This is a genomic window from Streptomyces sp. NPDC092952, assembly GCF_044754785.1.
Lineage (GTDB): Bacteria > Actinomycetota > Actinomycetes > Streptomycetales > Streptomycetaceae > Streptomyces.
In genome coordinates this window covers 203,795-217,162 of the sequence record NZ_JBIVPT010000001.1, presented here as the reverse complement: position 1 = coordinate 217,162, position 13,368 = coordinate 203,795, and the positions used below count along the sequence as shown (strand labels likewise).

Below are 13,368 nucleotides of genomic sequence, written 5' to 3'. Positions count from 1 at the left end.
TGGTGAATAGGCTATCGGCCGCCCCCGGCGGCTTCCGGAACTCAGTCCTCCGGGGCCTCCGGCGCCTCCCGGGGCTCCGGTGTCCTCGGGGTCTCCGAAGCCCCCTGTGACCCCTGCGTCCCCTGCATCCCCTGCACCCCCTGGGTCTCCTGCTCCTCCGGCCGGTTCTTCGGCGGGCGGCCCCGGCGGGGGATCGGCCGTGCCGCGCCCGGCAGGCGGCCCGCCTCCGCCAGCGCCCTGCGCAACAGGAACTCGATCTGGGCGTTCGCGCTGCGCAGCTCGTCGGATGCCCAGCGGGCCAGCGCGTCGTGCACCGCCGGATCCAGCCGCAGCAGCATCTGCTTGCGCTGCGGCGGGGTCCGGCGGGGCGGGGTCTGTCCGGTCACTGGTAGAGGGTGCCCGTGTTCAGGACCGGCTGGGCCGCGCGGTCGCCGCACAGCACCACCATCAGATTGCTGACCATCGACGCCTTGCGCTCCGCGTCCAGCTCGACGATGTCCTGCTCGGCGATCCGGGTCAGCGCCATCTCGACCATGCCGACCGCGCCCTCGACGATCTGCTGCCGGGCCGCGACCACCGCACCGGCCTGCTGGCGCTGGAGCATCGCCGAGGCGATCTCCGGGGCGTACGCGAGGTGGCTGAAGCGCGACTCGATGATCCGCACCCCGGCGGCCTGCACCCGGGCGGTGAGCTCCACGGCCAGCTTCTCGGTGATCTCCTCGGCGTTGCCGCGCAGCGAGAGCCCGCCCTCGTCGTGGGCGTCGTAGGGGTACTCGATCGCGATGTGCCGGACCGCCGCCTCGGTCTGGGTGGCGACGAACTCCAGGAAGTCGTCCACCTCGAAGAGGGCCTGCGCGGTGTCCTCGACCTTCCAGACGACGATCGCGGCGAGCTCGATCGGGTTGCCGTAGGCGTCGTTGACCTTGAGGACGGCGGTCTCGTGGTTGCGGACCCGGGTGGAGATCTTGCGGCTGCTGGTGAGCGGGTTGATCCAGCGCAGGCCGTCGGTGCGGATCGTGCCGACGTAGCGGCCGAAGAGCTGGATCACCCGGGCCTCGCCCGGTGCGACCATCTTCACACCCGTCATGCAGAAGAACGAGGCGATGGCGAGCAGCACCCCGAAGACGCAGACCGGGACGCCGACGCCGTTGTTGCCGTTGGAGCCGACGACGCCGCCGGCGATCGCGAGGCCGATGCCGGCTATCACCCCGAGCACCGTCAGCAGCAGGCCGAGGCCGCCGGGGATGCTGTGCGCCGTCACCTCCCGCACCTGCGGTTCGGGCATCTGCGGGGCGTCGGGTGCGAGGTCGGTGTCCTGGGCCGTGGTGTCGCGCGCCATGTCGTGACCGGTCATGGGGTCCCCCCGTTCCGAGACCGGGCGACTGGTCCGCCCGGTGCTAGCAATGTGATTACACATTACCCCGGATGGCAACCTTGGACGCCTCTCGGGAGTCGGTTCCCTTGGGAGTGGGTGCTGATTGTCACGTCCGCAAAAGACCGCATCTCTTGCTTTTCGTCCTTGCCGAAGGTGTTAGCTGGCTGGGCTGAGCTGAGCTGAGCGGGTCGAGCAGAGAAACAGGAGCGAAACAGCGATGGGTCGAGCGGATGCGCGGCGAGCCCAACGGAGGGCTGCGAAGAGCGGCGGCATACGCAGACTCTTCACCTGGCGGAAGATGCTGGGCGCCTTCTTCGGGTTCTGCCTGCTGGGCATGGGCGCCTTCGTCGCCCTCTACCTCTACGTGGACATCCCGAAGGCCAACGCCCTGGCCGAGCGGCAGAGCAACGTCTACCAGTACAGCGACGGATCGCTGCTGGCCAGGACCGGCGACGGCGTCAACCGCCAGATCGTCGACCTGGCCGAGGTGCCCAAGGCGGTGCAGCACACCTTCGTCGCGGCGGAGAACATGGCGTTCTACGACGACAAGGGCGTCGACCTGAAGGGCACCGCGCGCGGTCTGCTCAACACGCTCAGCGGCAAGGGCAAGCAGGGTGGTTCGACCATCACCCAGCAGTACGTGAAGAACTACTACCTGACGCAGGACCCGACGATCAGCCGGAAGCTCAAGGAACTGGTGATCTCGCTCAAGGTCGACAGCAAGAAGAGCAAGGAGTACATCCTCGCCGGGTACATCAACACCGCCTACTACGGGCGGGGCGCCAGCGGCATCCAGGCCGCCGCGCAGGCGTACTACGGTGTCGACGCCAAGGACCTCACCGTCTCCCAGGGCGCCTACCTCGCCTCCGTGCTCCAGGCCCCCAGCCAGTACGACTGGCAGACCGCCTCCCCGACCGGCCGGAAGCTGGTCAAGGACCGCTGGGCCTACACCCTCAACAACATGGTCGAGATGAAGTGGCTCTCCCAGGCCGAGCGCGACAAGCAGAAGTTCCCGGTCCCGCAGAAGGCCAAGCCCGCCCCCGGGATGGAGGGCCAGACCGGCTACCTCGTCGAGGCCGCCAACGCGGAGCTGCGCGCGCAGGGCGTCACCGACGAGATGCGCCGGGCCGGCGGCTGGACCTTCACGCTCAACATCGACAAGAAGAAGCAGAAGCAGCTGGAGGAGTCCGTCGACCGCCAGCTGGAGTCCAAGCTGGACCGCAAGGGCAACAAGGTCGACGCGACCGTCCAGGCGGGCGCCACGTCCGTCAACCCGAGGACCGGCGCCGTCGTCGCGCTGTACGGCGGGGTGGACTACGTCAAGCACTACTACTCGAACGCCACCCGCCGGGACTTCCAGCCCGCCTCCACCTTCAAGCCGCTGGTGTTCGCCTCCGCGCTGGAGAACGAGTCCAAGACCCAGGACGGCGACCTGATCGGCGTCAACACCCGCTACGACGGCACCAGCAAGCGGCCCGTCGTCGGCAGCGACACCCCCTTCGCCCCGGAGAACGAGGACGACCAGAGCTACGGCCCCGTCACCGTGCAGAAGGCGATGAACGCGTCGATCAACTCGGCCTTCGCGCAGATGGTCGTGGACGTGGGCCCGGCCCAGGTGAAGAAGACCGCGCTGTCCCTCGGCCTGCCCGACAAGAACTTCCCCGAGCGCCCCGCCATCACGCTCGGCACGATGAACGCCTCGACCTGGGACATGGCGGGCGCGTACGCCACGCTCGACAACCACGGCAAGAAGGTCACCCCCTTCATCGTGAAGTCCGCCAAGCACCGCGACCGGACCGTCGAGCCGGTCGAGGGCGTCGGCAAGCAGGTGATCAGCCGCAAGTCCGCCGACACGGTGACCTCCGTGCTGACCGGGGTCGTGGACGCCGGTTCCGGCAAGGCCGCCAACACCAGCGCCTACGACGCGGCGGGCAAGACGGGTACGTCGGAGAACAACAAGTCGGCCTGGTTCGCCGCGTACACCCCCGAGCTGACCACCGTCGTCGCGCTCTTCGGCGAGTCCCCCAAGGGCGGCGCCCAGGTCAGCCTGACCGGCACCGCCAACTCCGGCCGGGCCAACGGCGGCGGCTTCCCCGCGCAGATCTGGGCGGACTACACGCTCGGCGCGCTGGGCGGCGGCTCCACCGCCCGGTTCGACCTGGAGGACGTCGAGCGCGGCCAGTCCACCGTGCCGTCCTCGCCGTCGATGTCGCCCTCGCAGTCCGCGAGCACCGACACGTCCCCGAGCAAGTCGCCGGACACCCCCTCGCAGGACACGAGCCAGTCCCCGGAGGTGCCGCCCAGCCAGTCCCCGGAGGTGCCGCCGAGCCAGTCCCCGGAGGTGCCCCCGCCGAGCCAGTCCCCGGAGCAGCCGGGCGACGGGCTGGAGAACGGGCGCCCCGGCCAGGCGGGCGGGAACAACGCCCCGGCGGGCAACCAGTGAACGCGCGACCGTGACCGCCGGCCGGTGAGCACGGAGTGAGTGAGGGGCGGTGCCGTACGTCGGCACCGCCCCTCACCCGTGTCACGCGTTCCGGCCGGCCGTGGTCAGCCGCCGTTGACCTTCTTGGCGACCCGGTCGCCGAGGTCCTTGTCGACGTTCCGCCAGTACTGCAGCGCCCGCTCCAGGACCGGGGGGCTCACCCCGTCCAGCAGATGGCCGGAAATGTTCCCCACCAGCCGCTCGCGCTGCGCGTCGTCCATCACCGTGCGCACCAGCGTGCCCGCCTGGCCCCAGTCGTCGTCCTCGCTGTGCAGCTTGTACGCCTCGTGGACCATCTCGCCCGCCGTCGCCCAGCCCGCGGGGTCGCCGAAGCGCTCGGTGTCCGCGGCCGGGCCGCCGTACGAGTTCGGCGCGTAGACCGCCGCCGTACGGCTCGGCTCGTACCGCATCGGGCCGTCCTTCGCGTACGAGTTGCGGCCGAAGCGCGGGCGGTTCGGAGGCAGCTGCGCGTAGTTCGGGCCGATCCGGTACCGGTGGGTGTCCGGGTACGAGAAGAGTCGGCCGAGCAGCATCTTGTCCGGCGACGGACCGATGCCGGGCACCAGGTTCGACGGCTCGAAGGACGACTGCTCGATGTGGACGAAGAAGTCCTCCGGGTTCTCGTCGAGCGTCATCCGCCCGACCTCGATCTCCGGATAGTCCGCGTGCGGCCACACCTTCGTGAGGTCGAACGGGTTGAACCGGTAGTCCGGCGCGTCGGCGAACGGCATCACCTGCACGTACAGCGTCCAGCTCGGGTGGTCCCCGCGCTCGATCGCCTCGTACAGGTCGCGGCGGTGGACGTCCCCGTCGACCCCGGCCATCCGGTCGGCCTCGGCCTGCGGGTAGTAGTCGATGCCCTGGTCGGTCTTGAAGCGGTACTTCACCCAGAACCGCTCGCCGCCCGCGTTGACCCACATGTAGGTGTGCGAGCTGTAGCCGTTCATGTGGCGGTAGGTCTTCGGGATGCCCCGGTCGCCCATCAGCCACGTCACCATGTGCGCGGACTCCGGGGAGAGCGTCCAGAAGTCCCACTGCATGTCGTGGTCGCGCACCGCGCTGTCCGGGCGGCGCTTCTGCGAGCGGATGAAGTCCTGGAACTTCATCGGGTCCCGTACGAAGAAGACCGGCGTGTTGTTGCCGACCATGTCGTAGTTGCCCTGCTCGGTGTAGAACTTCAGCGCGAAGCCGCGCGGGTCGCGCCAGGTGTCGGGCGAGCCCTGCTCGCCGGCGACCGTGGAGAACCGCGCCAGCATGGCGGTCTCCTTGCCCGGCTGGAACAGGTCGGCCTTGGTGAACTGGCTGATGTCGTTGGTCACCCTGAAGTGGCCGTACGCCCCCGATCCCTTGGCGTGGACCACCCGTTCGGGAACCCGTTCACGGTTGAACTGGGCCATCTTCTCGATGAGGTAGTGGTCCTGGAGCAGGATCGGCCCGTCGGCCCCGACGGTGAGCGAGTGCTCGTCGCTCTCCACCGGGATGCCGGCGTTGTTGGTGGTGTACGCGGTGTTCGGGGTCTTGGCGGTCGTGGATTCCTCGGACACGAGCGTCCTCCCGTCGGTGGGGTTTCGGCCAGGTCGTCTCGTTCACGACCGAGTCAAACCCGCCGACAGGAGGTCGGCAACATTTCGTCGCTCTCCGTGCAGGACGGTACGGCGCCCGTACGGAACTCGGCGCCGCTACTGCCCGCGCGGCGGCATCTCGAACCAGACCACCTTGCCGGTCGAGAGCCGCGTCGCCCCCCACCGCCTGGCCAGCCGGTTCACCAGGAACAGGCCCCGGCCGCCCTCGTCCATGTCCCGCGCCCGGCGCTGCCGGGGCAGCTGCGGGGAGTCGTCGCCGACCTCGCAGCGCAGGATGTCGGTACGCAGCAGCCGGAGCGTCACCGGTCGCTCCGCGTAACGGACCGCGTTGGTGACCACCTCGCTGACCAGCAGCTCCACCGCGTCGGACAGATCGTCCAGCCCCCACCGGCTCAGCGCCCGGCGGGCCAGTCTGCGGGCCTTCCCGGGGGCGGTCTCCTCCGGATCCAGGTGCCAGTACGCCACGTCGCTCGGCGCGATCCCGTCGAACCGGGCGGCCAGCAGCGCGATGTCGTCGTCCCGGTCGCCCGGGCCGAGCATGTCCAGCACGTCGTCGCAGAGCGCCTCCAGCGGCGGCGAGTGGTCCGGGCCGGTGAGCCGGGCCGTGGCGGCCAGCCGCTCGCGCAGCAGCTCGATCCCCGTCCACACGTCCCGCAGCCGGGACTCCACCAGCCCGTCCGTGTACAGCAGCAGCGTCGCCCCGGCGGGCGCGTCCAGCTCGACCGCCTCGAAGTCCACCCCGCCGACCCCGATCGGCGCACCGGCCGGTACCCGCAGCACCTCCGCGCGGCCGCCCAGATGGAGCAGGACGGGCGGCGGATGGCCCGCGTTGGCGACGGTGATCCGGTGCGTGACGGGGTCGTACACCGCGTAGAGGCAGGTCGCCATGCGGTCGCTGCCGAGCCGCTGCGCCTGCTCGTCGAGGTGGTGCAGCACCTCCTGGGGCGGCAGGTCGAGCCCGGCGAGGGTCTGCGCGGTGGTGCGCAGCTGGCCCATGATCGCGGCGGAGGTCATGGAGTGGCCCATGACGTCGCCCACCACCAGGGCGACCCGGCTCCCGGGGAGCGGGATCGCGTCGTACCAGTCACCGCCGACCCGGGCCGTCTCGGCGGCCGGGAGGTAGCGGGAGGCGAGCCGGACGCCGGTGGGCTGCGGCAGCCCGTCGGGCAGCATCGTGCGCTGGAGCTCGTCCGCGATGTACGCCTCGCGCCCGTACAGCACGGCCTTGTCGATGCCGAGCGCGGTGTGCGTCGCGAGCTGGGCGGCGACCAGCAGGTCGTTCGCCTCGAAGGCCGGCCGCTCCGTGCCGCGCAGGAAGACGGCGGCGCCGATCACCCGCCGCCGGCCGCGCAGCGGGGCCAGGATGGCGCGGTGCCCGGTCGGTACGGTCCGGCCCGCGCCGAGCAGCTCGGGCAGGGCGGCGCGGGCCGCCGCGGAGTCCCCGAAGACCGGCCGCACCCCGCGCAGCACCTCGGCCAGCGCCCCGCCGGAGCGGACCTCGCACAGCTCGGCGGCGGGGGTCAGGTCGCCGTGCGGATCGATCACCGGCAGCCGCAGCCGCTCGGTCTCCGCCGGGCCCTCGGTCTCCTCGTCGCTCAGCCGCAGCCGGTCGGACCGGCGCAGCCGCAGCACGAACGGCGCGACCGGCCGCTCGTCGCCGACCGGGAGCGGGTCGCGGAGGTAGACGAGTATGGCGTCGGAGAACGTCGGCACACTGGCCCGGCACAGGCCCAGCACGATCTCGTCCAGGTCTATGCCGCGGGCGATCCGCCGGGTGGCCGCGCCGACGAACCGCAGCCGGTCGCCCTCACGACGGACCGCGGCCTGCGGGTCGAGCCCCGCGGGGCCGGGCGCCGGAGCGGGGCCGGGGATCGCCGCGGTGGCAGGGGAGGCGGCCGGCGCGGCGTCCTGCTGCCGCGGCCGGGTGCGTTCCTGCGACCGGGCCGCCAGGGGCTGCCGGCCTTCGTGGGAGGTGGGGTGCTCCGTCACGCTTGGGGTTCCGTCCGTCCGGGCCGGTTGTACGAGGCGGTCGCCTGCTGGGGCGTTACTGTGCCCCCGTAGGAGCGGCGATAACAACGGCTGTCACCGGATGCCCCGGGACGAGGGGCTGAAACCTGACGCCCGCGGAACGGTCCGGTGACAACGTTTCCGGCGACGGGGCGGGCAACGGTGAGCACGTCTCCACCCCCTCGAAGTGGTTCATACGATGCATACGCCTGATGCGGCTCGTACAGCTCACAGCTCATGCAGTGCGTGGTGCTCGTGCGGTGACTTGTGGTCAGGTGCGGTGCCGCGCCTCCCGGTCGGAGCGGCGCGGCTCCCCGGAGGACGATCCTACGTTTGCCCCCTCGGGATGCACCAAGGGTCTCACGACGGCATGGCCGAAGGGGTGCGGTCCCAGTCATCCGGCAGTGCGGGAACTCGCCATTGTGGATCGGGCCGCCAGCGCTCCCAGCCGTCCCGGAACGGGGCTCCCCAGCCCTCGATCAGCCCGACGGCCGCCCGCCCCGCCTCACGCACCCGGCGCGCGGTCTCCGGAGCCATCAGGCCGGCCCGCTGCGCCATCGCGAACTCGTCCTCGTCGCGCCAGACCCAGCTGTGGTCCGGGTAGACGGAGATGTCGAGAAAGTGATCCTCGGAGTCGACGCCGCCCTGCCAACGGGTGTGCGGTTCCTCCAGGTTCACGTACCAGCTGCGGAACCGCCAGGCCGGCTCCCAGAACAGCCAGACCGACCAGGGGTCCCCGGGCCGGGCCAGCTTCAGCACCCCGTTGCCCAGCCAGGGGGAGCGGGCCGTGGTGCGCGGGGCCGTGTAGCGGGTGGCGAGCGGTTCGGCGTGCACGTCCCGGCCGTCCGCCAGCACCGGCTTCACGCACTCGGTGCCCGGCGCCACCCACACCGCCAGCAGCTCGGCGGTGTCCTGCACCACGGTGACCGGACGGCAGATATGGATGTCCCCGCCCCACCGCCCCGGCGCACCGCCCTCCACCGACGCGCCGTTGCGGCGGTAGCGCCACAGAATCTGCTCGCCCGGCGCCCAGCGCTCACTTTCTCCGGTACCTGCCATGGCCGGATCTTAGGGCTGCCCGGCCCGCCGCGGCAGCGGCGCGGGTCACGGCCGGGTCATGCGCAGGACGTCGAGTGCCTCGTCGAGCTGTTCCAGCGTGAGGTCGCCCCGGTCGACGTAGCCGGACTCCAGGACCACCTCGCGGATGGTGCGGCGCTGGGCGAGGGACTTCTTGGCGACCTTCGCGGCCTCCTCGTAGCCGATGTACTTGTTCAGCGGGGTGACGACGGAGGGGGAGGACTCGGCGTACTCGCGGGCCCGTTCGGGGTTGGCGGTGATGCCGTCGACGGTGCGGTCGGCCAGCAGGCGGGAGGCGTTGGCCAGGAGGCGCACCGACTCCAGCAGGTTCTTGGCGATGACCGGGAGCATCACGTTCAGCTCGAAGTTGCCCGCCGCGCCGGCGGCGGCGACCGTCGCGTCGTTCCCCGTCACCTGGGCGGCCACCATCAGCACGGCCTCCGGGACGACCGGGTTGACCTTGCCCGGCATGATCGAGGAGCCGGGCTGGAGGTCGGGAAGGTTGATCTCGGCGAGGCCGGTTCGCGGGCCGGAGGACATCCAGCGCAGATCGTTGGCGATCTTGGTGAGCGAGCCGGCGATCGTGCGGAGCTGGCCCGAGGTCTCGACCAGCCCGTCCCGCGCGCCCTGTGCCTCGAAGTGGTTGCGGGCCTCGGTCAGCGGCAGTCCGGTGGCGCGGGCCACCTCGGCGATGACGGCGGCGGAGAAGCCGGGCGGCGTGTTGATGCCGGTGCCGACGGCCGTGCCGCCCAGCGGCAGTTCGGCGAGGCGGGGGAGCGAGGCGCGCAGCCGCTCGACCCCGTACCGGATCTGCGCCGCGTAGCCGCCGAACTCCTGGCCGAGCGTCACGGGCGTGGCGTCCATCAGATGGGTGCGTCCCGCCTTCACCACCGGGGCGAACTCTGCGGACTTCCGTTCGAGGGAGGAAGCCAGGTGATCCAGCGCCGGGACCAGCTCGCGGGTGACGGCCGCCGTGGCCGCGATGTGGATGGAGGAGGGGAAGACGTCGTTGGACGACTGCGAGGCGTTGACGTGGTCGTTGGGGTGGACCTCGCGGCCCAGCCGCTCGGTGGCGAGGGTGGCCAGCACCTCGTTGGTGTTCATGTTGGACGAGGTGCCCGAGCCGGTCTGGAAGACGTCGACCGGGAAGTGCTCGTCCCAGCGGCCCTCGGCGACCTCGGCGGCGGCCGATTCGATGGCCGCGGCGGTCTCCGGGTCCACCACGCCCAGTTCCGCGTTCACCTTCGCGGCGGCGGCCTTGATCCGGGCCAGCGCCTCGATGTGGGCCCGCTCCAGGCGCTGTCCGGAGATCGGGAAGTTCTCCACCGCGCGCTGCGTCTGGGCCCGCCACTTGGCGGCCGCGGGCACCCTGACCTCGCCCATCGAGTCGTGCTCGACGCGGAAGCCCGCCCCGTCGCCAGGGGAAGCGGAGCCGCTCGGCGACCCGTTCATCTCGTTCATCTCCTTGAACCTCCTGAAAAAGTTGAGCACTTGTCTTGTTCTTTCTATTCCCAAGACAGCTACCGGCCAGTAAATACCGGGGGTAACCACAACCCGGGGAGGCACCATGAGGCACACCAGGCACAGACTCCGTTGTACGGTCGCGGCCGCCGCGGCGATCGCGGCGGCACTCGGCGGCACGGCCTTCGCCACCGGCCCGGCGGCGAACGCGGCGGACGGGGCCACCGCCCGCACCACCGCGGCCACCCCCCTCTCGCCCGAACTGGAGGCGATCCGCGCGGCCGAGGCCACCAAGCTGTACGGCGACTCCGCCGAACGGCCGATGGCCCAGCGCAAGACCGGGCTGATCTCGCTCGGCGACAGCGAGATCTCCGGCGAGGGCGTCGGCAACTACGAGGCCGGCACCAACGGCCCCGACAACTGGTGCCACCGCTCGCCCGACTCCGCGATCCACCGCACCGGCATCCCGGCGGACGTCACGTACAACGTCTCCTGCTCCGGCGCGTACACCGGCAACATCGTGATCGGCGGCTCCAAGCAGTACGCCGACGAGCTGGTGCAGAGCGACAACCTCGCGATCAAGGCGCGCAACACCCGGATCAAGATGATCGTGCTGGTCGCGGGCGCCAACGACGACCTCCAGTTCGGTCCGGTCATGACCGACTGCGTCACCCGCTGGGTGCTCTCCCAGGGCACCTGCGAGCCGAAGTACGACGGCGGCTGGCAGGCGCGCGTCGACGGACTCGTCCCCAAGGTCGAGAAGACCGTGCGCGACCTGAAGACCGTCATGTCCGACGCGGGATACGCCGCCGGTGACTACAAGCTCGTGGTCATGGGCTACCCGAGCCCGATCGGCCCGGACTTCTACGACAACCCGGCCTTCCCCGGCAAGCTGCCCGGCGGCTGCGCCGGATACGACTCCGACGCCGCCTGGGGCCGCAACGTCGCCGTCCCCGCCTTCGAACGCGGTATGCGCAAGGCCGCCGCGGACACCGGCGCCGTCTACCTCGACAACTCCCGGCTCTTCCACGGGCACGAGGTGTGCAGCGAGAACACCTTCGCCCGCGGTCTCTACATCGACCTCGGGCACTTCCCGCCGGACTCCAACTCGCTGCGGCAGTCCTACCACCCGAACGAGCGGGGCCACGGAGCCTTCGCGTCCTGCCTCACCCAGATCTACGACTCCGGCCTGCGCGAGGCGAGCTGCGCCGACCCGGCCAGCACCGGGAAGCCGGTCCTCCAGGCCGGGGCCTGGGACGACCTGTTCAAGCCCGTGAAGAACGAGGCCACCGGCACCTGCCTGGACGCCCCCGCCTCGGTCACCCGCAACGACACCAAGGTCGGCGGCTGGGACTGCCACGGCGGCCGCAACCAGGGCTGGTGGTACGACTCCGGCACGAAGAACCTGCGCACGGAGCTGAGCCACGACCGGTGCCTGGACGTGCCGGGCGCCGACTACAAGGCCGGCGCCACGCTCATCCTGTACAACTGCTCCGGCGCGGCCAACCAGCAGTTCGTCAAGGACGGGGCCACCCTGCGCCCGGCGGCCTCCACGGGGCTCTGCCTGACGCTGGCCGGCGCCAAGGACCCGCTGAGGCTCCAGGCCTGCGACGGCGGCGCGCAGCAGCGGTTCGCGTAGACGCACGGGAACGTACGACGGAGGGGCGGGGAGGCCGGGAGGCCGCCCCGCCCCTCCGGGCGTCCGGGGGACTCAGCCGGAGGTGACGAACGCGCCCAGCGCGGCCGCCAGATGGCCCGGGTCCGCCGCCCCGCACAGCTCACGGGCCGAGTGCATGGAGAGCCCCGGCACCCCCACGTCGACCGTCGGCACCCCGAGCCGGGCCGCGGTGATCGGGCCGATCGACGTACCGCACGGCATCGCGTTGTTGGAGACGAACGGCTGCCACGGCACGCCCGCCCGCTCGCAGGCCGCGGCGAACACCGCCGTGCCGGTGCCGTCGGTCGCGTACCGCTGGTTGACGTTGACCTTCAGGGAGGGGCCGCCGTTGGGCAGCGGACGGTGCTCCGGGTCGTGCCGCTCCGCGTAGTTCGGGTGCACCGCGTGGGACATGTCGGCGGAGACGCAGAAGGAGCCGGACAGGGCCCGGGACCAGTCCTCCGGGGAGCCGCCCCGGGCGGTCACCGAGCGGCTCAGCACCCGCTCCAGGAGCGGCCCGTGCGCCCCGGTCGCCGAACCGCTGCCGACCTCCTCGTGGTCGAAGGCGGCCAGTACGGGGACGCACACGGGCTCCTCGACGGTGTCCGCCGCGGCCGTCAGGGCCACCACCCCGGCGTGCACCGAGACCAGGTTGTCCAGCCGCGACGCCACCACGAACTCCCGCTCCGCGCCCAGGTATCCGGGCGGCTGGACGTCGTGCAGCATCAGGTCCCAGCCGAGCACCCGGCCGGGCTCCGCCCCGGCGGCCGCCGCCACCCGGCGGATCAGCGCGCCCTTCTCGGCCGTGCCGAGCGACCACACCGGGGCGAGGTGGCGCTGCGGGTCCAGCGCCAGCCCGTCGTTGACCGAGTGGTCCAGATGGATGGCCAGCTGCGGCACCCGGAACAGCGGCTCGTCGATCCGGACGAGCCGGGTCTCCACCGCCCCGCCCTCCCCGCGCAGCGCGAGTCGCCCGGAGATGCCGAGGTCGCGGTCGAGCCAGGTGTTCAGCGGGACACCGCCGTAGATCTCCACGCCCACCTGCCGCCAGCCCGAGCCGCCGGTGTCCGGGACGGGCTTGACCCGCAGGTTCGGGGAGTCGGTGTGCGAGCCGACGATCCGGAACGGGGTGTGCGCCGGGGCGCCCTCCGGGACGTACCAGGCGATCAGCGCGCCGTCGCGGATGTGGAAGGCGCCGCCGGTCGTGCCCGTCCAGTCGTCCGTGCCGCGCAGTTCGCGGAACCCGGCCTTCTCCAGACGCCGGGCGGCACTGGCCACCGCGTGGTACGGGGACGGGCTGGCGCCGATGAAGTCCAGCAGGTCGTCGCTGTGGCTGCGGTGGGGAAGCGGCGTCATACGGCGTCCGCCTTTCCGGTGTTCGACGGTGATGAGGGGAGGGTGTACCGCGCGAGGCCGCCGGGGGCGGTGCGGTACGGGTGGCGTCCGGAGGCGGTGGGAGCGCTTCGGGAACGCCGGACAACCCACCAAAGCGGCTCGGTGCGGCGCAAGTCCGTCGCGCACGCCGGTGCGGGAAAGCGGTGGTGCCGGTCCATCGCGGGGATCCGCCGGGCTCCGGGCGCACGGCGGCCCACCGGCACCACCCGGCCGGACACGGCGGGCGTCCGGCACCGCGACGACCCTCGCGGAATTGGCCGGATAACGCTGTACGGCCCGCTCACCGCTCCACCCCGGCCGGGGGCGGCTCCGGCGCGCGCGGAGCGGCCAC

9 protein-coding genes are annotated in these 13,368 nt (G+C 71.7%); 2 read left to right on the top strand and 7 right to left on the bottom strand.

Annotated features, from left to right (window positions below):
* Window positions 1-41: 41 nt before the first annotated feature.
* Window positions 42-386, bottom strand: a complete 345-nt coding sequence (locus ACIQGQ_RS00960) for a hypothetical protein (protein WP_402389034.1) — start codon at window positions 384-386, stop codon at window positions 42-44.
* The gene (locus ACIQGQ_RS00955; protein ID WP_402389032.1) at window positions 383-1,354 is read right to left on the bottom strand and encodes an SPFH domain-containing protein; all 972 of its coding nucleotides are present in this window, start codon (window positions 1,352-1,354) and stop codon (window positions 383-385) included. The genes ACIQGQ_RS00960 and ACIQGQ_RS00955 overlap by 4 nt, the downstream gene beginning before the upstream one ends.
* Before the next feature lie 238 nt (window positions 1,355-1,592).
* Here ACIQGQ_RS00955 and ACIQGQ_RS00950 point away from each other — a divergent pair, with 238 nt between their 5' ends.
* Window positions 1,593-3,818, top strand: a complete 2,226-nt coding sequence (locus tag ACIQGQ_RS00950; protein ID WP_402389029.1) for a transglycosylase domain-containing protein — start codon at window positions 1,593-1,595, stop codon at window positions 3,816-3,818.
* A gap of 104 nt (window positions 3,819-3,922) precedes the next feature.
* On the opposite strand, the gene ACIQGQ_RS00945 is transcribed toward ACIQGQ_RS00950, so the two are convergent.
* The 4 genes from ACIQGQ_RS00945 to ACIQGQ_RS00930 form a co-directional block, all read right to left on the bottom strand.
* Window positions 3,923-5,401, bottom strand: coding sequence for a catalase (locus ACIQGQ_RS00945; protein WP_402389027.1), 1,479 nt, complete (start codon window positions 5,399-5,401; stop codon window positions 3,923-3,925).
* A 135-nt stretch (window positions 5,402-5,536) separates the two neighbouring features.
* Window positions 5,537-7,429, bottom strand: coding sequence for a SpoIIE family protein phosphatase (locus ACIQGQ_RS00940; RefSeq protein WP_402389024.1), 1,893 nt, complete (start codon window positions 7,427-7,429; stop codon window positions 5,537-5,539).
* Window positions 7,430-7,807: 378 nt separating this feature from the next.
* The gene (locus ACIQGQ_RS00935; RefSeq protein ID WP_402389021.1) at window positions 7,808-8,506 is read right to left on the bottom strand and encodes a DUF402 domain-containing protein; all 699 of its coding nucleotides are present in this window, start codon (window positions 8,504-8,506) and stop codon (window positions 7,808-7,810) included.
* A 45-nt stretch (window positions 8,507-8,551) separates the two neighbouring features.
* On the bottom strand, window positions 8,552-9,976 hold the full coding sequence (locus ACIQGQ_RS00930) for a class II fumarate hydratase (RefSeq protein ID WP_402390265.1): 1,425 nt from the start codon (window positions 9,974-9,976) through the stop codon (window positions 8,552-8,554).
* Between the two features lie 115 nt (window positions 9,977-10,091).
* On the opposite strand from ACIQGQ_RS00930, the gene ACIQGQ_RS00925 reads away from it, so the two are divergent.
* The gene (locus ACIQGQ_RS00925; RefSeq protein ID WP_402389018.1) at window positions 10,092-11,624 is read left to right on the top strand and encodes a ricin-type beta-trefoil lectin domain protein; all 1,533 of its coding nucleotides are present in this window, start codon (window positions 10,092-10,094) and stop codon (window positions 11,622-11,624) included.
* Window positions 11,625-11,696: 72 nt separating this feature from the next.
* Here ACIQGQ_RS00925 and ACIQGQ_RS00920 read toward each other — a convergent pair whose 3' ends face one another.
* On the bottom strand, window positions 11,697-12,998 hold the full coding sequence (locus ACIQGQ_RS00920) for a M18 family aminopeptidase (RefSeq protein WP_402389016.1): 1,302 nt from the start codon (window positions 12,996-12,998) through the stop codon (window positions 11,697-11,699).
* Window positions 12,999-13,368 lie beyond the last annotated feature (370 nt).